This window comes from Caulobacter sp. AP07, assembly GCF_000281955.1.
Taxonomy (GTDB): Bacteria; Pseudomonadota; Alphaproteobacteria; order Caulobacterales; family Caulobacteraceae; genus Caulobacter.
Genome location: NZ_AKKF01000215.1, coordinates 1 through 20645, shown reverse-complemented (window position 1 = coordinate 20645; position 20645 = coordinate 1). Strand labels below are relative to the sequence as shown.

15 protein-coding genes are annotated in these 20645 nt (G+C 68.1%); 1 reads left to right on the top strand and 14 read right to left on the bottom strand.

Features of this window, described 5'->3' with window-relative positions; genetic code table 11:
* Positions 1-2: 2 nt before the first annotated feature.
* From PMI01_RS19600 to PMI01_RS19540, 13 genes are all read right to left on the bottom strand, one after another.
* A complete protein-coding gene (locus PMI01_RS19600; RefSeq protein ID WP_007672950.1) occupies positions 3-494 on the bottom strand; it encodes a DoxX family protein in 492 nt (163 codons plus the stop codon).
* Complete coding sequence (locus PMI01_RS19595; RefSeq protein WP_202948101.1) at positions 491-1285, bottom strand: HvfC/BufC N-terminal domain-containing protein; 795 nt, start codon at positions 1283-1285, stop codon at positions 491-493. The genes PMI01_RS19600 and PMI01_RS19595 overlap by 4 nt, the downstream gene beginning before the upstream one ends.
* Positions 1286-1332: 47 nt before the next feature.
* Positions 1333-2202, bottom strand: coding sequence for an MNIO family bufferin maturase (locus tag PMI01_RS19590; protein WP_202948100.1), 870 nt, complete (start codon positions 2200-2202; stop codon positions 1333-1335).
* A 102-nt stretch (positions 2203-2304) separates the two neighbouring features.
* Positions 2305-2637 carry a BufA1 family periplasmic bufferin-type metallophore gene (locus PMI01_RS19585; RefSeq protein WP_007672945.1) on the bottom strand — a complete coding sequence of 111 codons (333 nt, stop codon included), beginning with the start codon at positions 2635-2637 and terminating at the stop codon, positions 2305-2307.
* 390 nt (positions 2638-3027) lie between these two features.
* Positions 3028-3924, bottom strand: a complete 897-nt coding sequence (locus PMI01_RS19580) for an SDR family oxidoreductase (protein ID WP_007672942.1) — start codon at positions 3922-3924, stop codon at positions 3028-3030.
* A gap of 83 nt (positions 3925-4007) precedes the next feature.
* Positions 4008-4682 (bottom strand): TetR/AcrR family transcriptional regulator, encoded by a 675-nt coding sequence (locus tag PMI01_RS19575; RefSeq protein WP_157223827.1) that lies wholly within the window; start codon positions 4680-4682, stop codon positions 4008-4010.
* Positions 4683-4698: 16 nt separating this feature from the next.
* Positions 4699-6276 carry a class I adenylate-forming enzyme family protein gene (locus PMI01_RS19570; RefSeq protein WP_007672938.1) on the bottom strand — a complete coding sequence of 526 codons (1578 nt, stop codon included), beginning with the start codon at positions 6274-6276 and terminating at the stop codon, positions 4699-4701.
* Positions 6273-7739 carry a glycerol kinase GlpK gene (glpK, locus tag PMI01_RS19565; protein ID WP_007672926.1) on the bottom strand — a complete coding sequence of 489 codons (1467 nt, stop codon included), beginning with the start codon at positions 7737-7739 and terminating at the stop codon, positions 6273-6275. Before glpK ends, PMI01_RS19570 begins: the two co-directional genes overlap by 4 nt.
* The gene (glpD, locus tag PMI01_RS19560) at positions 7736-9196 is read right to left on the bottom strand and encodes a glycerol-3-phosphate dehydrogenase (RefSeq protein WP_007672924.1); all 1461 of its coding nucleotides are present in this window, start codon (positions 9194-9196) and stop codon (positions 7736-7738) included. Before glpD ends, glpK begins: the two co-directional genes overlap by 4 nt.
* A 1-nt stretch (position 9197) precedes the next feature.
* A complete protein-coding gene (locus PMI01_RS19555) occupies positions 9198-10085 on the bottom strand; it encodes an alpha/beta fold hydrolase (RefSeq protein WP_007672922.1) in 888 nt (295 codons plus the stop codon).
* A gap of 14 nt (positions 10086-10099) precedes the next feature.
* Complete coding sequence (locus PMI01_RS19550) at positions 10100-12274, bottom strand: TonB-dependent receptor (RefSeq protein WP_007672920.1); 2175 nt, start codon at positions 12272-12274, stop codon at positions 10100-10102.
* A 224-nt stretch (positions 12275-12498) separates the two neighbouring features.
* On the bottom strand, positions 12499-15489 hold the full coding sequence (locus PMI01_RS19545; RefSeq protein ID WP_007672918.1) for a TonB-dependent receptor: 2991 nt from the start codon (positions 15487-15489) through the stop codon (positions 12499-12501).
* A 137-nt stretch (positions 15490-15626) separates the two neighbouring features.
* Complete coding sequence (locus tag PMI01_RS19540) at positions 15627-16847, bottom strand: SGNH/GDSL hydrolase family protein (protein WP_007672916.1); 1221 nt, start codon at positions 16845-16847, stop codon at positions 15627-15629.
* Positions 16848-16978: 131 nt separating this feature from the next.
* Between PMI01_RS19540 and PMI01_RS19535 the strand changes: the two genes are divergently transcribed.
* Entirely contained in the window at positions 16979-19339 is a 2361-nt protein-coding gene (locus PMI01_RS19535) for a glycoside hydrolase family 95 protein (protein ID WP_007672914.1), read from the top strand.
* Here PMI01_RS19535 and PMI01_RS19530 read toward each other — a convergent pair.
* The gene (locus PMI01_RS19530) at positions 19336-20124 is read right to left on the bottom strand and encodes an IclR family transcriptional regulator (RefSeq protein WP_007672912.1); all 789 of its coding nucleotides are present in this window, start codon (positions 20122-20124) and stop codon (positions 19336-19338) included. The genes PMI01_RS19535 and PMI01_RS19530 overlap by 4 nt on opposite strands.
* Positions 20125-20645: the final 521 nt, after the last annotated feature.

Genomic DNA, 20645 nt, shown 5'->3' with positions numbered 1-20645 from the left:
TTTCAGGGGCGAGCGACGGCGCGATCAATCCAGCGATCGATCGACAGGGCGCCTGGGCCGGTGGTGGTGATCCCAAGGGCAAGCGCCGCCCAATAGAGATGAAAATTCGCCCAGCCGTCGGGAAACACCAACTGGATCACCGCCGTCATGGTCAGCAGGGCCAGGGCGGCGAACCGTGTGCCCAGCCCGACGAGCAGCAAGACCGGCAGGGCGATCTCGGCGCAGGCCGTCAGCCAGGCCAGCTGACCCGGGACGGGAAGGCCGTATTCCGCGCCGAGGACGTGAAGTTTGAACTGGTCCTCGAAGAGGTACGACGTGCCGGGAGACAGGACCAGGAACCCGTCCCAGCGAGTGAGGCCGGAGCGCAGGAAGGGAAGGGCCAGGGCCAGGCGCATCAGCGGCGGGGCGACCCTGGTCGCCAGCTTCGCGACGCCGTCGACGGCGCCTCGAACCCTTCGGGCCGAGCGGTCGACGAGGAGATGGCGAGGGCTCATGCGGCCTCCGACGACGTCGTCGCATCGTCGCGCCGGACGCCGACGCCGACGCCGACGATGAGGTTGGCCCGGGCTAGTCCGATCAACCCGCCGGCCGGGTCGAAACGTGAATCCGCCGAGAGGCCTCGCGCCAGGGCTTCCCCGATCGTGGCGCGTGCGAGCAGCGCTTCGACGAAGTCGGCGGCTCCGGGCGGCAGGGACCTCAGCTCGACATCGTGCTTCGGCCGCGCGATCAGGGCGTCCTCTCCGCCGCGACCGAGATCCACACCACGCAGCGCCTCGACCTGGTCATGCATCCGCCAGATCTCGACTACCGGAAAGGCCGATCGCACCATGCGGACGGACGGGTGGAGAAGCAGCCGCGCGCGGAGCAGGTCTTCCTGGGGAATTTCGGTCAGCATGCCTGGCGACAGCGGCAGCGCCTCGGCGGCGTGATAGGCCTCGGTCCAGGCTCGTTCCAGCCGGACGACGTCCGGGAGATAGGGCAGCGTCGCCGCGGGCTCGAAGCGGCCGACGAAGTCGGCGAATTCCGCGCCATAGTCGAGCATGACGGGCGAGGCCGGTGGGGCCCGGGCCACATGGACTCGGGCCATACCGGCGAAGAAGTCGTCGCCGACCAGGCGCCGCGTCACGGGGAACGCCGCCTTCAGCGTCTCGACCAGACCCAGCACGACGTTGTTGCGATAGACGGCGAAGCGCTTGGCGCTGGGGCGGCCGTCCGGTCCGATGAGGCCCTCCGGCGGCGGGATTGTGGGATCCAGCAGCGCCTCGGCGAACGCGGCCAGCCGCATGGCGAAGGGTGTGTCGGTGTGTCCTCGGCTGAGCATGGTCTGGTTCCTCAGGGGAGGGCGGCCGGGCGGCTGGACGGTTCGAGAACCAGCCACCGGAGGACGCTGGCCATCACGCGGTCGGCCTGGTCGGCCTGGGCCTTCAGCGTCGGCCAGTCCGGCAGGTCCGTGTCCCATTCGATCAGGGTCGGGACGGGACCGATGCGTTCGACGACGCCGGCGAACAGCGTCCAGACCGCGTGCGAGACCGGGCGGTCGTGTGCGTCGATCAGCAGAGGTCGTTCCTGCTCGTCGGCGTCGGGGGCGAAGCCCGCGAGATGGATTTCCTGGACCTGCCGGAGCGGGTAGGCGTCCAGATAGGCGATCGGATCCCAGGCCTGATTGATCGACGAGACATGCACGTTGTTGAGGTCGAGCAGCAGGCCGCATCCGGTTCGGCGCGCGACCTGGGCGATGAACTCGGGCTCGGCGTAGGTGCTTTCGGCGAAGGCCAGATAGGCGGACGGGTTTTCGAGCAAGATCTGGCGGCCCAGCGCCTCCTGCGCCTGATCGACATGCTTGATCACGCGGGCGAGGGTCTCGTCGGTATAGGGCAGCGGCAGCAGGTCGTTCAGGAAGCCGGCGTCGTGGCTCGACCAGGCCAGATGTTCGGAGAAGAGGGCCGGGCGATATCGATCGACCAGCTGTCGCAGGCGGCGAAGGTGGTCCTGGTCGAGCGGACGGTCCGCGCCGATCGACAGACCAACGCCATGCACCGACAGCGGATACCGCTCCCTGATTGCCGTGAGATACCGGTGCGGCGGACCGCCCGCGCCCATGTAGTTCTCGGCGTGGACCTCGAAGAAGCCGACGTCGGGATCGGTTTCCAGGATCGTGCGCAGGTGCTCGGCCTTGAGGCCGACGCCGGCGCGACAAGGCATCTGAGCGCGGACCCGAGCGGGTGGGAATTTGGACATGGCGGACCTTCGCGGCGTCTTGGGGAAAGAGGACGACCGGGCCGAAGCCCGGTCGCCTCCTCAAGCCTAGGCCTTGGGCGTCAGGCTGCCCGGTCCATGGGGGGTGGTGATGGCCGTGCAGGCGCCGGTCGGCACGAGCTTGAAGGCGTTGCCCTGATAGTTGGCGGTGCTGGTGCCCGCGCACGAGGTGCCCGCGCCTGCGTAGCAGTCGTTGTGGCCCTTCAGCGCCACGCCGAAGCAGGGCTCGACCTTGCCCGACTTCACCTTGACGGTATTGGCGGCCTGGATCTTCTTCTGATGCGCCGTGAATTGCTCGGCGTTGGCGGGGACGGTGGCGAGGGCGCCGAGGGCGGTGGCGAGAGCGCCAGCCACCAGCGTGGACATCATACGATCCGACATGGATTCTCCTTGAATGCTCCGGTGCGAAGCGACCGGCGGACGTCCTGTTTGGCGCGTCTAAGCAGAGGTTCGACGGGAGGGTCTCGAAGGTAACGCCGGTGAGGATTTTCTCTCCGAGCGCCCCTTCCACGGTCATCGCGCGAGCTTGGCGGCCATGACGGCGCTGGGATGGAGCTCGACGTCCTGGGCGAGCAGTTCGGAGACGGTGGCGAAGATCAGGCTGGCGGCGTCCGCCAGACCGTCTCGATGGTCCCGCTGGGCGTCACCCCTTCAACAATCGGGATTGGGTCCGCAGATTCGGGATCAAAGGAGGAACAGGCGCCGAAAGCGCACGAAACGGGAGGCCAGAGCCGCCCGTTTCTCGATGGGCGAGGCATTGGACCAACGATATCAAGCCGCGCCATCCAGGTCGTGGGCGTAGGGGTTGCGGGGATCGGACAGCCCGCGCAGTTGGCGCAGGCTGGGCACGAAGACGTCCGGTGTCAGGTCAATGTCGGCGACGCCGGCGGGGCTGTAGGCCGACAGGTCGGTGACGCCGTGCGCGGCTAGCAGTTCGTCGTCGATGAAGAAGTTGCCGGTGGTGGCGCGGGCGTCCGAGGTCATGATGCGCCAGGCGGCCTCGGCGACGATGTCGGGCGAGCGCAGGGCGTCCACCGCCAGATGGTCCCTGAACTCGGCCATGGCCGCGGTGTCGATCGCCGTACGCGGCCAAAGGGCGTTGACGCCGACCCGGCCGCGATACTCGCCGGCCACGCCCAGCATCACCATGCTCATCCCGAACTTGGCCATGGTGTAGCCCACGTGCGGCGCGAACCAGCGCTCCTCCATCAGGAGCGGGGGCGAGATGGCCAGGACATGGGGGTTGGTCGATTTCAGCAGGTGGGGGAGGGCCTGTTGGGTGACCAGGAATGTGGCCCGGGCGTTGACCTGGTGCATCAGGTCGAAGCGCTTGATCGGGGTGTCGAGGATCGGCGTCAGTCGCACGGCGCTGGCGTTGTTGATGCAGATGTCCAGCCCGCCGAAGCGATCCACGGTGGCGGCGATCGCCGCCTCGACCTGGGCCTCGTCGCGGATGTCGCAAACCAGTGGCAACGCCTTGCCGCCAGCCTCCTCGATCGCCTGGGCGGCCGAATGGATGGTGCCAGGCAGGGACGGATGCGGCGTCGTCGTCTTGGCGGCGATCGCGACATTGGCGCCGTCGCGGGCGGCTCGCAGCGCGATCGCCAGGCCGATACCGCGGGAACCACCGCTGATGAAGAGGGTTCGGCCGCTCAAAGTGGAAACCATGATCTGGACCTCATTTAAACATTACAATGTAAACTATATATGTATGCTTCGGGGCGACGATCGAGCGATCCAGGAACCAGACGCTAGATGCGGCGGGCCGTCACGCCGGCCACGATCGCGGCGATGGTCGGCCTCGCCAACTGCCTGATCGATCGGCCGAACACGAACTTGCGCGCTAGGTGCAGTGAAGCCACCCCGTGCAGCGTGCTCCAGACGATGTCGGTCGACTGGCCCAGGTCGATCTTGTCGGCGTGATCGCCAAGGTGGTCGCTGATCGCGCCCTGGATCTCCAGCCACGACGCCGACTGGCGCCGCAGCTTCTCGCCGAACTCGGCCTTCATGGTCGCGACATCCTCGAACGCCCACATGTCGAACATCAGACGGTAGTCGTGCGGATGGGCGTAGGCGAACATCAGATAGGCCCCGCAAACCAGGGGTAGGGCTTCCTCGGGCGCCCGCGCCCGGCGCCGCCAGCGGGCCAGCGACGCGGCGAACCGGCTGAAGGCCCGGATGCGCAGTTCCATCAGCAAGTGGTCTTTGCTGGGGAAGTAGCGATAGGCCATCATCGGCGAGACGCCCAGCGCCTTGCCGATGTCGCGCATGTTGACGGCCTCGACGCCGCCCTGCTCGAAAAGCTTCAGAGCGGCCACGCAGATGGTGGCCTTCATTTCCTGCGAGGTGGCCGCCAGGGCGGCGGGATCGGCCGGCGGGCGACCTCGGCGCTTGGGCGCGGCGGACTGAGGAAGCGTTACGACCACGAGGCTCAATCCCAACTCAGACGGTATCCACCCGCGCGAGCAGGGCCGGATCGAGCGCGCGCTTCATGATCTTTCCCGTCGCATTGGTAGGCAGAGTTGGAAGGATAGCAACCAGGCGGGGATATTTGTAGAGCGCGATCCGGGCCCGGCACCAGGCGGCCAGGGCGGCGGGCGACGCGGTGGCGTTCTCGCGCAGGGCCGCGAACGCCGCCACCTCCTGGCCGACGACCGGGTCGTCCACCCCGATCACGGCGGCCAGCAGGACGTCGGGATGGTCGGCCAGCACGGCCTCCACCTCCGAGGGATAGACGTTGTAGCCGTTGCGGATGATCAGCTCCTTCTTGCGGTCGCAGAGGAAGATCTCGCCGTCGGCGTCCCGGCGCACGATGTCGCCGGTGGCGAACCCGTCGCCGTCGCCGCGCGGCTGCAACTGGCCGTCGATGTAGTAGCCGCGGAACAGGTTGGGGCCCGAGAGCTCCAGTTCGCCCTCCTCGGCCTCGTGGCCGGCCGCGTCGATGATACGGGCCGACAGCGGCGCGCAGATCGGTCCCACCCCGCCGGTCGCCGGGGCGGGCGGGGCGGACAGGGCGATGCAGCAGGCGACCTCGGTCATGCCGTAGCCCTGGTGGACGGGGACGCCGAAGGCCGTCTCGAAGGCTGCGCCGGTCGCCGCCGGCAGGGGCGCGCCGCCGGCCAGGGCGGTGCGCAGGGTCGCGCCGGCGGCCCTCGCCGCGCCGGGGTCCTGCCGGGCCATCTCGGCCAGGGCCGCGAAGGTGGTCGGCACGGCGGCCAGGAAGGTCGTCCGCCGGGCGGTCAGGGCGGCGAACACGGCGGCCGGCGCCGGCCGCGGCACGAGATTCAGTTCGGCTCCGGCCAGCAGGCCGCCCAGCATCACCACCATCTGGCCGAACACGTGGGACAGCGGCAGCGGACAGGTCAGGACGTCGTCCGGGCCAAGGCCGAAGACGGCGTTGGCGTGCCGGGCGTTGGCCATGATCGCGGCTTGGGCGTGGGAGGCGCCTTTGGGTTTGCCCGAGGTGCCGGAGGTGAAGAGGATCAGCACCTCGTCGTCATCGGCGCGCGGGGCGGGGGCCAGGCCGGCGGGCGCGCGGGCCATGGCTAGGTCGAAGCTCGAGCCGCCATCGTAGCGCGCCAGCCGGGCCCGGAGGCCGGCCTGTTCCAGGAGGCCGTCGAGCAGGCCCAGCACCGGGAAGGGCGCCTCGGCCCCGGCGGCGACCACCAGGGCCGGCTGCATGCCGGCCAGGATATAGGCAACCTCCTCCTGACCCAGCAGCGGGTTGAGCGGAATGACGACCAGCCCGGCGCGATGGGCCCCGAAATAGGCGACGATGAACTCGACCGAGGTCGGCAACAGCAGGACCACGCGGTCACCGGGCTCCAGCCCCAGGTCGCGATAGGCCCCGCGCGCCGCGTCGATCCGGGCGTCGAGTTCGGCGTAGGTCAGGACCTGGTCGCCGATCGAGAGCGCGACGGCGCCCTCTCGCCCGTCGGGTCGCGCGACGTCGGCCAGGCGGGCGGCGGGCGGGTGGGGCGCCTGGGGCATGGTGTCTCCGATCTTGGCGGGATGGGTCATGCGGCCAGCACCTGGCGGACGGCGGCGCGCCAGCCGTCGAGAGCGCTGGACCGCGCGGCCGCCGTCAGGCGCGGTTCGAAGCGCTGGGGCGGCGGGTCCTGTGACGGGGCGGACCCCGCGCTCCACAGGCCGGTCGTCAGGCCGGCCAGATAAGCCGCGCCGAGGGCGGTGGTCTCATGGTTGGCGGGACGCTCGACCGACAGATCCAGCATGTCGGCCAGGTACTGGGCGAACCAGTCGTTGGCGGCCATGCCGCCGTCGATCCGCAGCAGGGCGGGCGGCGCGATCCCGTCGGCGGTCATCGTGTCGACCAGGTCGCAGGTCTGATAGGCGACCGCTTCCAGCGCCGCGCGCGCGATGTGGGCCGCGCCGGTGTCCAGGGTCATGCCGCTGATCGTGGCCCGCACGTCCGTGCGCCAGTGCGGGGCGCCCAGGCCGACGAAGGCGGGCACCAGGTGGACGCCGTGGCCAGCCGGAACGCTGGCGGCCAGGGCGGCGGTCTGGGCCGCGTCGCCGATCAGCCCCATGCGGTCGCGCAGCCATTTGATGGCCGCCCCGGCGATGAAGATCGAGCCCTCCATCGCATAGGCGTCCTCGTCGCCGATGCGATAGGCGGGGGTGGTCAGCAGGCGCTTGCTCGACAGGGTCGGGGCCCCGCCGATGTGGGTCAGCAGGAAACAGCCGGTGCCATAGGTCGACTTGGCCATGCCCGGTCGGAAGCAACCCTGGCCGATCAGGGCGGCCTGCTGGTCGCCCGCCATGCCGGCGATGGGGATGCGCCTTCCGACGATGGACAGATCGGTCTCGCCGAACAGATGGGCGTTGGCCCGCACCTCCGGCAGGATGGCCAGGGGGATGTCGAACAGCTTGGCCAGGTCCTCGTCCCAGCGATGCCGGCCGATGTCGTAGAGCAAGGTGCGCGCGGCGTTGGTGACGTCGGTGGCGTGGACCGCGCCGCCGGTCAGTCGCCAGAGCAGGAAGCTGTCGATCGTGCCGGCGGCCAGCTCGCCACGCTCGGCCCGGGCGCGGGCCCCCTCGATCGTATCGAGCAGCCAGCAGAGCTTGGTCGCCGAGAAATAGGGATCCAGCAGCAGGCCGGTCTTGGCGCGGACCTCCGGCTCCAGGCCGTCGGCGATCAGATCGGCGCAGAGCTCGGCCGTCCGGCGGTCCTGCCAGACGATGGCGTCGTGCAGGGGCTTTCCGGTCTTGCGGTCCCAAAGGACGATCGTCTCGCGCTGGTTGGTCAGGCCGATGGCCGCGACGTCGTCGGTGACCACTTCGCGGAGCGTCGCCAGCGCGTCGGCCCAGATGACTTCCGGATCCTGTTCGACCCAGCCGGGCCGGGGATAGCGGGACGCCAGTTCGCGCGACGCGGTCGCCTGGACCTGGCGATCCGGCCCGAACCGGATGGCGCGGGTCGAGGTCGTGCCCTGGTCGATGGCCACGACGCCGCGCCGGCTCATGCCGTCCGCCCGTCGATATAGGTCTGGACGGCCGCGACCTGCGTCGCCGTCAGCCTCACCCCAAGCTTGGAGCGCCGCCAGAGCACGTCCTCGGCGTCGCGGGCCCACTCCGCGTCCATCAGATAGTCGATCTCGCGGGCGGTCAGGCCGGCCCCGAAGTCGGCGCCCAGGCCGGCGTGATCGCGGGCCTCGCCCAGCACCTGTCCTACCCGGGTCCCGTAGGCGCGCGCCAGGCGGCGGGCCGTGGCCGCCTCCAGGAAGGGCCAACGCCGCGCGACCTCGTCCTGGAAGGCCTCGAAGTCGTCGATATCGCCGCCGGGCAAGGGGCGCCGACGCGTGTCGCCGCCGGATATGCCGAGCCGCTCCAGGGCGGCGGCGGCCAGGTGGCGGGCGGTGGTGATCTTGCCGCCGAACACGCTGAGCAGCGGCGCGCCGTCGGTGTCCAGCTCCAGTCGGTAGTCGCGGGTGACGGCGCTGGCGTCGCCTGCGCCGTCGTCGAACAGGGGTCGCACGCCGGCGTAGGCGCTGACGATCTCGTCGGCGGCGACCGGCTCGCGCAGATAGAGGTTCACGGCGCCGAGCAGGTAGTTGACCTCGTCCCGCGAGATGGCCGCGTCCTCGGGCCGGTCGACGGGAATGTCAGTGGTGCCCACCAGGGTGAAGTCGTCGAGATAGGGAATGGCGAACACCACGCGGCCGTCGGGCTGTTGCAGCAGCCAGGCATGGTCGCCGGCCAGGCGGCGCGACAGGATCAGGTGGCTGCCGCGGACCAGCCGCACCTTGGAGCCGCCTTCGATCGCCAGTTCGTCGCGCAGCACGCGGGCCACCCAGGGGCCGGCGGCGTTGATCATCGTCCTGGCGGTCACGACGCGTGGGCCGGCGGCGTCCTCGAGCCTGGCCGTCCACAGCTGGGGACCGCGCTCGGCCGACATCAGGCGGGTGCGGGTGCGGATTTCGGCGCCGGCCTCCCGCGCGTCGACCGCGTTCAACGCCACCAGGCGCGCGTCGTCGACCCAGCCGTCCCAGTAGCTGAACCCGCGTCCCCCGTGGTCGCGCATCGCCGGGTCGTCCAGCCTGACGCCGCGCGAGGCGGGCAGGCCGCCGCCCAGAGCCAGAAGGTCATAGATCCACAGGCCCAGCCGCACCATCCACCAGGGACGCGTGCCGGCGGCATGCGGCAGCCGGAACTCCAGGGGCCGCACCAAATGTGGGGCCATGCGCAGCATGATCGCCCTTTCCTTGAGCGCTTCGCCGACCAGCTTGAACTCGTAATATTCGAGATAGCGCAGGCCGCCGTGCATCAGCTTGGTCGAGGCCGAGGACGTGGCTTGGGCCAGGTCGCCCTGCTCGACCAGCAGGACGCTACGGCCGGCCACGGCGGCGGCGCGGGCGATCGACGCGCCGTTGACGCCGCCGCCGATCACCAGCAGGTCGTAAGGTCCGGGCCGTGAAGACATCTCAGATCCGAACGCTCGTCCGCGCCGTCTGGAACGCCGCGTCGAGCCAGGCCTTGAGCGCCGTCACCACCTCGTCGCGATTGGTCTCGTTGAGGATCTCGTGGCGGCCCTCGGGATAGAGGGCGACGACCGGGTCCAGGCCCGCGGCGCGATAGCGCTTGACCAGGGGCTCGAGCTTGCCGAAGGCCGTGGTCAGGACGTCGCGGCCGCCGACCAGGACGTACAAGGGCAGGCTCCTGGGAATCCTGGCGATCTGGGCGGGGTCGGACAGGCGTGCGCCCTGCGACAGCAGCGAGACCATCGAGTCGGGAACCAGCGAGAAGCCGCACAGCGGATCGTTGAGATAGAGGTCGACCTGGACCTCGTCGCGGCTGAGCCAGTCGCACGGCGTGCGGGCCGGCTCGAACGGCCGGTTGAGGGCGGCCAGGACGTCGGGCTCGCTGGCCATGCCCTGGGCCAGCAGCTCGACGTCGGTGGTGCCGACCAGCACCGCGCCGTCGATCCGGTCGCCGTGCTCGATCAGGAAGGCCTGGCCGATGAACGAGCCCATGCTGTGGCCCAGCAGGAAGAGCGGCAGGTCCGGGTTTTCCGACCGGGCCCGCGCGACCAGGGCCGCCAGGTCCTCGACCACGGCGTCGAATCCGCCGGGGCCGAAGTCGCCGGCCTCCCGGCCGTTGAGCGTGATGGTCGCGCCATGGCCGCGATGGTCCAGGGCGTAGAGGGCCACGCCGCTATCGACCAGCTGGGCCAGGGCCGGCCGATAGCGGCGGGCGTGCTCGCCCATGCCGTGGGCGACCACCAGAACGGCGCGGGGGAGCGCGCCGTTCGACCAGCGATAGCAAGCCAGTTGCTCGCCATCGGGTCTGGTGAGGGTGAAGAGAGCTTCCATGGGCGTCGCCTCCGTCAGAACCTGGCCGTCAGCTCGACGCCGAACCGCCGCGGATTGGGCACGGTGGCGAACTTCGTCTGGCTGGTGGCGTCCAGGACGATACCGGTGACCTCGCGGTTGTCGCCGAGGTTCTTGCCGTAGACCGACAGCTCGTACCGGCCGGAAGGGTCGGCGTAGGCGATCCGCGCGCCCACGTCCCAGAAGGCGTCCGCCCGCGACAGCGGCGTGTTGGAGGCCTGGAAGTATTGCGAGCCGACATGGGCGGCGTCGGCGTGCAGGGTGATGGCGCCGTCGCCGACCGGGATGCGGTAGTCGCCGCCGAAGTTGAGGCTGTAGGGCGGGGCCTCGATCAGGTCGTTGCCCGACAGGTTGGCGCCGTTCAGCACCAGGGTCTTGTACTTGGCGTCCAGCAGGCCCAGGCCCGCATTGATCGTCAGGCGCTCGGTCGGCCGGCCGACCAGTTCGAACTCCACGCCCTTGATCCGCGAGCGGCCGGCGTTGACCAGCTGCTGGTTGGAGACCCCGACCAGGTTGATGAACTGCTGGTTGGAGAAGTTGTAGAGGAAGGCCGAGGCGTTGAAGGTCAGGCGGCGGTCGAACCACTGCGACTTCAGGCCCAGCTCATAGGCGTCGAGCTTTTCCGGGTCGGCGACATTGAGGTCGGCGACGTTGGTCAGGGCTCCGCCGTTGAAGGCGCTGCTGCGGTAGCCGCGGGCGAATTGGCCATAGACCATCATGTCGGGGGTGACCTTGGCGCGCAGGCCGATCCGTCCGGTGGGCTTGGCGTCGTGATAGGTCAGGTTCGGCTGGGGCGCGATGACCGGGGTCACCTGGAAGTTGCTCATCCGGCCCTTGTCGTCGGTGTACCGCAGGCCGCCATAGAGGGTCAGGGTGTCGGTGAAGTCGAAGGTTCCGTCGACATAGGCCGCGTAGGAGGTGCGGCGCTGGTCGTAGGTCTGGCCGAGGATCGGCACGATCGGCGGGCCGCCGAAGATGGTGTAGGTGGTGTCGATGCCGATATCGTCGCGGAAATAGTAGACGCCGGCGATCCAGTTGAGCGGCCCGTCGCCGTTGGTGGCGATGCGCAGGTCCTGGCTGGTCTCCTTGTTGCGTGACTTGAAGTCGATGTGCAGCAGGTTGTCGATCGTGCCGTCGGCGTCGACGTTGTTCAGGAAGCGTCCCTTCAGGTGCGAGGTGATCGAGGTGACCGTGAACGCTCCCAGGTCCTTGGTCAGGGTCAGGTAGCCGCCCGTGCCGCGCACCTCCAGCTTGCCGTCGCGGTCGGTGGCCATCTGGTGGGCGCTCATCCGCGCGCCGGTATAGGGATTGACGCGCGGGTCGCGGCCCAGGGCGTTGAGGCCGCCGGCCCCCAGGCCCTCGTTGATTACGCCGATGGCGCGGGCGTCGGACTCGGTGTGGAAGAGGCGCAAGGTCGCCTTGAACCCCGCGTCGTCCTTGTAGGCCAGGGTCAGGCGGCCGGCCGTGCGGTCGACGTTGGAACGGTCGCTGATCGCCGGATTGACGTTCTCGATGTAGCCGCCGGAATGGGCGGTGTCGAAGGCGATGCGGGCCGTGAGCCGGTCCGCGACGAGCGGGACCTCGGCCACGCCCTTGAACTCGATGAAATCGTAGGAGCCGTAGCCGGCGGTCACTTCGGCTGCAGGCTGGAAGGTCGGGTGGTGGGAGATGTAGTTGACCGCCCCGGCCGTGGTGTTCTTGCCAAACAGCGTGCCCTGCGGCCCCCGCAGCACTTCGATCTGCTCGACGTCGAAGGTCGCCGCGCCGCCCAGGTACTGCGCGCCGATATAGACCTCGTCATAGAAGACGCCGGTCGGCGAGACGGCGTTGAGGTTGAACTCCGAGGTCGAGATGCCCCGCAGGGCGAACTTGGGCTGGGACTCGTTGCCCAGCACCGAGACGCGCAGATTGGGCGTCTGGCGGGCGATCTCCGTGCCGCTGTCGATCTTGGCGGCCTGGAGGGCCTTTTCGCCGAAGGCCGCGACCGACACCGGCACGTCCTGCAGGCGCTCGTCGCGCTTCTGGGCGGTGACGATGATTTCCTCGATGGCGACGTTGTCGCCGGCCTTGGCCGAACCCGGCGCGGTCTGGGCTTGCGCCGCGGCGCCGATGGACAGGCCGGCCAGCGTCGTGACGACGAACATGGCCGAGCCGTTGAGACCCGTCTTCATAGTTTCCTCCCCGAACAATCTGCGTTGTCGTGAGAATTATCTATTACGACGTAAACTTTAATGTCAACGACCTTTCATCTCCTGCCCGTCACCGCCGCGGCCGAGACACGGAGCTCCAAGGCGGACCGGCGCGCGATCGTCATGGCGCCTACTTTCAATGGATCAGGATTGTACGTCCGAGCGCGTTAGCCGGGACGGAGCCCGGCTAACGTCTTCCCGAACGGTCAGAACCGCATGTTCAGTGCGATGCGGTAGGTGCGGCCGTCATAGTCCTGTCGACGCGCCATCGCCTCGACGCCTTGATATTCCTGGCGGACGGCGTTGGTGATGTTGAAGGCGCTGACTGAGATGCTCGTGCCCTCTCTCAGGTTGAACGAGGCCGAGCCGTCCAATTGTCCCCGGGCCATGACCCGCCGCGCGGCGCCGCCGAAGCCGAAGATGGCCGCGTCCGGCACGTCATAGTCAGTGCGGTAGTTGTAGGTCAGACGCACGCCGAACAGATCGGTCTCGTAGTAGCCGATGACGTTGAAGTTGTGCTTGGAGATTCCTGGCAGCGACACCTTCGCGCCGGTCGGCCCGGCGCCGTCTACGACGGTGTAGGCATAGTTGAACGCCCCGCCGAAGTTGCTCCAGAAGCCGGGCAGGAAGTCCAGGTTCTGCTGCACGTTGAACTCGGCGCCGCGTAGCGTGTAGGGCGTCGTCGAATTGATGTAGCCGGTCAAGTTGACGGTCTGCAGGTCGCCGCTCGCGTCCGGACCGGCGCTGGTATAGCAGAGGTCGCCCTGCAGGCTGAGCGGCCCCAGGCCCAGTGTGCCACCGTCCGCGGGGCAGAGCGCCCTGGCGCCGCTGACCTGCTGGATGAAGTTCTTCAGCCGCTTCTGGAAGATGGTGAGCGACACCAGCCCGCCGGGCCGGTTGTACCATTCCATCGACAGGTCCAGCGACGTGGCGGTGTAGGGCTGAAGCTCGGCGTTGCCGAGGGTGGCGGTGATGACGTTGGAGTCGCTCGGCGTGCCGACCAGGGTGACCGGCGAGAACTGCCGCGGATGCGGACGCACATAGGTGCGATAGGCGGCGGCGCGAACGATGAAGTCGTCCGTCACGTCGAAGACGGCGATCGCCGAGGGCAGCCACTGCCCATAGCTGTCCTCATAGCGACGGTAGGCGTAGTCGGAGAGGCTGCCCAGTGTCGTCGTCGAGGTGCGGATCCGGTTGAGCGTGTCGACGGTCTTGTCGGTGTGCTCGTAGCGCAGGCCGACCGAGCCGCGCACCGGGATCGAGAACAGCTCGCTGGCGTATTTGCCTTCGACATAGCCGGAGGCGACGTCGGTCAGGCTGGTGAAGTTGTAGCGGCCGATGTTCACATCGTCGTTGAGGGTCTGGTTGAAGCCGTTGAAGGCAAGGGGCGCGCCCTCATAGGCCGTGACCGGCTGCAGGGCCTTGAACAGCGCCCGGACATCGGTGATCCGCCAGTTGGTGTTCATGCCCGGCAGCGAGTCGCCGAAGAAGTCGTCGACGCTGGGGCTGGTCAGGCGATAGCTGTCCTTGATGTTCTGGGACTGGATCCCGACCGCGTTGATCTTCGAGCCGCGCGACGAGTAGTCGTTGCGTTCGAAGCGTCCGCCGAACTGAACTGACGTCAGTGGCCCGAAATCGAGCTGTCGCTCGACGTCCTGCTGGATCGCCTTGATCTTGCTGTTGGCGTAGGCCTGAATTCCGCTGATCTGGAAGCGCAGCCGGTTGGCCGTGCCCGCCGGCGAATTGTACCAGTTGGTGAAATCGGCGTTGCTGCTCGCCGCCGATCCCTGGATCCAGGTCGGGTTTCCGTCGACGTTGAACAGCGGCGCCGAGTTGCTGAACGCCATGCGATACTTTTCGAAGTCGCCGCCGCCGCTCGAGAAGCTGCCGTTGACGCCGTTGCCCCCGGCCACCTGGACCCGGTTGAAGGTGACGTACTGCTCCTCGGAGGCGTTGTTGGCGCCGGAGATCGTGGCGACCGTCGACAGGCGCCAGCGGTCGTTTTTGAACTCGACGCTCGGATTGAAGCTCCAGGCCTTCTGGGTCTGCGGGAAGAGGCGCGAATCCTCGACGACATTGACGCCGGAGAAGTCGAAGTCCTGGATGTAGTAGGAGCCGTTGGCGCCTTGGTGCAGGTTGCCGGTTGGCGTGATCTTCGCCCCCGTGCCCGAGTAGCTGACCGTGCTGAAGTTCTGGCTGGTGTTGCTCTGGACGCGGCGGGTAAAGAGGCCGGTCACGCCGACCTTCAGTTCGTCGCTCACCTTCCATTCGGCGCCGGCGGCGCCGGAGAACTGGTCGCCGATGTTGACGCGCGTGTATTGACGGCTCTGGGCGACGTACTGCACGCCAGTCTGGGCCAGCTTACCCGTGCCGCCGGCCACCGCGACGCAGCCCGAGACGGACGCGTAGGTGGTCGTGCAGCTACCCGCCGGCGCGTAGTAGTCGGCATAGCGGGTGATCAGATCCGGCGTCAGCGTCGTGTTCAGCGTGCCGTAGCTGTTGAACAGCACCGAGTCGCGACGGAAGTTCTCATGCTTGAACGCGGCGATGCCGAATACCGCGAAATCGTCGGTGATGTGCTTGTTGTAGCCCAACGTGTAGCTGGGCTCCCCACGGCCGCCGAGCTCGTTGTAGTCGTAGGAGGCCTTCAGCCGCCCGCCATCGCGGCGCGAGAGGGCGCCCTGGACCTGCAAGTCGATATTGCCGCTGACGCCGCCGGCCTGGGCGTGCGCCATGGGCGACTTCTCGATGCGGACGGCGCTGAAGACGTCCGACAGGAAAGCGCCGAGCGGGGTGGAGGACTGAAGGATCGGTTCGGCGAAGGCGACGCCGTTCAGCGTGGTGCGCGCGAACTCGCCGGGCAGGCCGCGCAGGTTGACCGTCGCTTCGCGGCCCTCGGCCTCGCGGTTGATCTGGATGCCGGGCACGCGCTGCAGCGCTTCGCCGATGTTGAGGTCCGGGATCCGTCCCAGGTCATCCGACGAGATGCCGTCGGTGATCTCGATGGCGTTTCGCTTGGTGCGGACCTCGTTTGCGTAGCTCTGCTTGAAGCCGGTCACGACGACCTCGGCGACCGCCTCTCCCGCTTCCTTGTCCGAGGCCGGCGCCGCCGGCGCTTGTCGCGCCAGAGCCGGCGCGGCGGCCATCAGGCATATTGCGCTGACCGATGCGAGCAGCACCGAATTGTTCGAACGCATGTTTTACTCCCCCCTTTTTTTTATATGTGATCGAAATGGAGGCGCCGAACGTTCCTCGTCAACATTTATCTTCATCAGTGAATATGGATTTTGCTATTGAAATTGTCTGAGTATCTCCCCCGCAGGGCGAGACGGCCTTAGCGCCTCTCTTTCGCGTGGCAACCGAACAGGGAAAGATCGACTGATCGCGCCATGCGCTCGTAGCCTTCGTCGCTAGGGTGCAGCCGGTCGGGACGGCTGGTGGCCTCCAGCATGGACAGAGGTTTCTCGGGATCGCGCAGCGCGGCGTCGAAATCGACGACGCCGGCGAACAGGCCGCTCTTGCGTATGAAGGCGTTCATCGTCTGGCGCGTGGCCTCAGCCACGGGCTCGAAGCGATCGGAGCCTTCGAACGGCGTCAGGGTGGCGCCGATCACCGTGATGCGATGGTCGGTCAGGCGCGTGACGATCTGCCGATAGGCCATGATCGCCTCTTGCGCGCTGCGCCCCGGCTTGAAGTCGGGCGCGCCGCCGTGGCGGATGTCGTTGATGCCTTCCAGCAGCACGACATAGTCGACCTTCGGCAGGGACAGCACGTCGCGATCCAGGCGCGCCAGGGCTGAGGGGCTGCGCCCATGATCCAGAAGCCTGTTGCCGCTGATGCCGGCGTTGACCACCACATAGCCCCCCGGACAGGCCGCGTTCAGGCGCTGGCCCAGCACGGAAGGCCAGTCGTGATTGGATCCCAACGTGGCGGTGGAGCCTTCGGTGATGGAGTCGCCCAGGGCCACGACCACCTTCGGAGCCTTGTTCACCTGGCCGTAGATCGCCGAGATGACGTTCTGGCGTGACGACAGAGACGCGGTGTCGGCGACCTCGACCCGGCCCGGCGCGATGCGGACGGCGGTGCGGCGAACGGCCGGAGCCACGGCCTCGGGAAAGTAGGCGCTGACGGCGAGGTCGGCGAGCGCGGACGCGGCCAGATTCACCTCGTCGCTGATCGCGATTCCGCCCGGCGGCAGGGTCAATGAAGCCGCGCCGTCGAACAGCACGGGGACCGTCGGGTCGGCGGCCCCGACACGCCGGACGGTCATGGCCTCCAGTTTCAGAGGGGCCGTCCCCAGTTCGTTGCTGATCCGAAGCCGAAGGGCGTTGGCCGAGCCGGCCAGACGGATGTCCTGGCGTACGCTTTCATCCTTGAAGCCCCGCGAAACGCCGCCCGCTCCGTCCCGCAAGTCGGGCGTCGGCGAGGCGGTCCAGACGGGAATCCACTCGGCGGCGAGGGCAGGGGAGGCGCAGACCAATATCGCGCCCGCGGCGACGGCGATCCGGCGCAGGCGCTTCGGATCATTCGCGGAGCGTATCGAATGTTGTTTCATGAAATCTTGCTCCATGGCGTTCGGATGGAATTGATCCACCACTAATGGATATGAAATTTATCTATGAAACAACCCAGGCTCGCGGTAGGTTTCGTTCGTTTCGCTGGATCCTGCCCTAGTCGGAGTTAACCGTGGCCCGCAAGACCCTGACACGCCGACAACTGGGTGCGGCCGCCGCGGCGTTCGGACTGGATCGCGCCATGGCCGCCCCGGCTCCGAAGGGGCGCGGCGACCACGTGCTCTGGTACGACCAGCCCGCGAAGGAGTGGGTCGAGGCCCTGCCGATCGGCAACGGGCGGCTGGGGGCCATGATCTTCGGCGACGTGTGGGCGGAGCGCCTGCAGCTCAACGAAAATACTCTGTGGAGCGGCGGGCCCTACGATCCGGTCAATCCGCGCGCCCGCGAGGGCCTCGAGCCCGTGCGCGCCCTGATCGCGGCGGGCCGCTTCGCCGAGGCCGAACAACGCGCCAACGAGACCCTGGTGGCGACGCCGCCGCGCGAAATGGCCTATCAGCCGTTCGGCGACCTCGGCCTCCGCTGGGCGGGGGCGAGGGGGGCGGTCAGCGGCTATCGCCGGTCGCTGGATATCGACAACGCCGTGGCCGAAACCACCTTCGAGATCGACGGCGTCCGTTATCGCCGACGGGCTGTGGCGTCGCCGGTCGATCAGGTGATCGCCCTGGAGCTCACGGCCAGCCGACCCGGCGCGCTCGACTTCGATCTGACCCTGGCCCCGGCGCAGACGGTGCGGGAGATCGTTGTCGAGAGGCCGGACACCCTCAAGATCTCCGGTCGCAACAACGACGGCGAAGGCGGCGTTTCCGGGGCGCTGACCTATTGCGGCCGGGCGCGGGTCGTGACCCAGGGAGGCTCGGTAAAGGGCGCCGACGGCCAGATCGCGGTGCGCGGCGCCAGCCGGGCGACGATCTACCTGGCCATGGCGACCAGCTATCGGCGCTACGACGATGTGGGCGGCGATCCCGACGCGATCACGCGCGGCCAGATCGACAAGGCCGCCGCCAAGTCCTTCGATCAGCTGGCCCGCGCCGCCACCGCCGCGCACCGCGCGCTGTTCGACCGTGTCAGTCTCGATCTTGGCGGGAAGGACGATATCGGCGCGCCCACCGACATCCGCATCGCCCGCAACGAGACGACTGACGATCCGGGCCTGGTGGAGCTGTACTTCCAGTATGCGCGCTACCTGTTGATCGCCTGCTCCAGGCCCGGCGGCCAGCCGGCCAATCTGCAGGGGCTGTGGAACGACCAGGTCAAGCCGCCCTGGGGCTCCAACTATACGATCAACATCAACACCCAGATGAACTACTGGCCGGCCGAGGCCGGTGGTCTGGCCGAGTGCGCCGAGCCTCTGTTCGATTTCATCGCCGAGCTCGCCGAACGGGGCGCGGTCACGGCGCGAGAGATGTATGGCGCGCGCGGCTGGGTGGCGCACCACAACTCCGACCTGTGGCGCGGAACCGCCCCGTTCGACCACGCCAAGGCCGGACTTTGGCCGACCGGCGGGGCCTGGCTGTGCGTCCACCTGTGGGACCACTACGACTACGGTCGCGACAAGCGGTTCCTGGCGCGCGCCTATCCGCTGATGAAGGGCGCGTCGCAATTCTTCCTCGACACGCTGCAGACCGACGCCGCCACCGGCTGGCTGGTCACCAGCCCGTCGGTGTCTCCGGAAAACCGCCATGGCTTCGGATCGACGCTGTGCGCGGGCCCCACCATGGACATGCAGATTCTGCGCGACCTATTCGACCATACGCGCGAGGCGGGGCGGATCCTCGGCCTGGATCCCGATTTCGGTGAAGACTTGGCGCGGGCGCGGGATCGGCTGGCGCCTACCCGGATCGGCGCCGGAGGGCAACTGATGGAGTGGAAGGACGACTGGGACGCAGTCGCCGTCGACCCCAAGCACCGCCATGTCTCGCACCTCTATGGCCTCTATCCCAGCTGGCAGCTCGATCCGGCCACGCATCCGGACCTGGCGGCGGCGGCCAGGCGCACGCTGGAGACGCGCGGCGACAAGACCACCGGCTGGGCGATCGCCTGGCGGATCAATCTCTGGGCGCGGCTGAAGGACGGCGACCACGCCCATGAGGTGCTGCGGCTGCTGCTGGCCCGCGAGCGGACCTATCCCAACCTGTTCGACGCCCACCCGCCGTTCCAGATCGACGGCAACTTCGGCGGCGCCGCCGCGATCCTGGAAATGCTGGTCCAGAGCAAGGGCGAGATCATCGACCTTCTGCCCGCTCTGCCGGCGGCCTGGCCCCAGGGCTCCATCCGGGGCGTCAGGGTCCGCAACGCCGGCGAGGTCGATCTCTTCTGGCGCGACGGCAAGCTGGAACGCGTGACGCTGCGCTGTGCGACGGCGGGCAAGCGCACGATCCGCTGCGGCGAGGTCAAGCGCGAGATCTTCGTGCGCGCCGGCGGCCGCGTGACGCTCGATGGGCCTTCCCTCGAGGGCGCCGCGCGACCCCGCTAGGCGCGGACGTCGGAAGAGGCCAGCTCGGCCGAGATCCGCCGGGCCGCTTCGCCGACCAACTGCAGGGCGTGACCCTGCTCGACCTTCAGGGGGACCTTGCGGACGAACGGTATGGTCAGGGCCGCGGCGGCGATTTCACCGCGTAGGACCGGAGCCGCCAGATCGACGATGCCCGGCACGATGTCGCTGGGATGCTCGTCATAGCCGTTGGCCTGGGCGCGATCGGCGCGCGCGCGGAAGGCGGTCAGGCGGTCGCCCGGCGTGTTCGGATCGAAGGTGGTTTCCCAACGCGCCCGCGTCTCGGGGGTCTGGAAGGCGTAGAGCACCGTGCCGGACCCGGTCAGCACCAGCGGCTGGCGATAGCCGATGCGCACCGAGAACCCGATGAGGCTGGCCGATTCCATCCGCGCGGCCACGACGATGTCGCCGTCGGTGCGCAGGGCCAGATGACAGCTCTGCTCGGTGGTCTCGGCCAGGTCGCGCATCGCCGGCAGCGCCACCTCCAGGATCGACTTGATCGGGGCCTGCTGCATGCCGAGCGCGAACAGCCTGGTTGTCGGCAGATAGCCGCCGCCGACCTGCTCGATGAAGCCCCGGTGCTCCAGCACCTGGATCATCCGGAACAGTTCGCCGGTCGAACGCTCCAGCGCCTGGGTGATCATGCCGGTCGACATCGGCTCGCTCGCTCTTGAAACCAGCTCGAGGATGTCGAGGCCCTTTTCGAGCGCCGGGGCGCGATAGCGCTGTTCGTCGCCGTCCGTACCTGCCTTGCTCGTCGCGCTCACTACCGCCGCCCCTTGTTTCACAGGCGAAAGCCTAGCCGATGGGCGGGGGAGCGCGAAGTGGCCTTGATCACCCACTGGATATGCTCGTCGGGGCCTGATCGTCCTTCGGCCAAGACGCGCGCCGAAACATCCATTTTTCTCGCGCTCCCGCGTGTCGCGTCGTTGACATGATTTTAGATATGAATATGTGTATCAAATACAAAACGAACATGCGGCAATAGGATGTCGCTCGCCTGTTGGAGTGAAGGTGGCCAGGTCAATCGCCTCATCCGAACATCAGGTTTATGCATCAGTAAAATTTAACCTCAAATATGTTCGCCGACCTCAGGTCAGCATGCGAACTGGTAGCGATACTTTCCCTTCAGGGAGGATCGAGAAGCGGACGAGCGATCGAGTGCGGTGTCCGCGGACGGTGTGGGGAACAAGCCTTGGAGAGACGATCTTGAGCTGCATCCACGTCCCCGCAAGGAGGCCGCGCCGATGACCCGGATCACGGGCCTGCGGACGGTCGACGTGCGTTT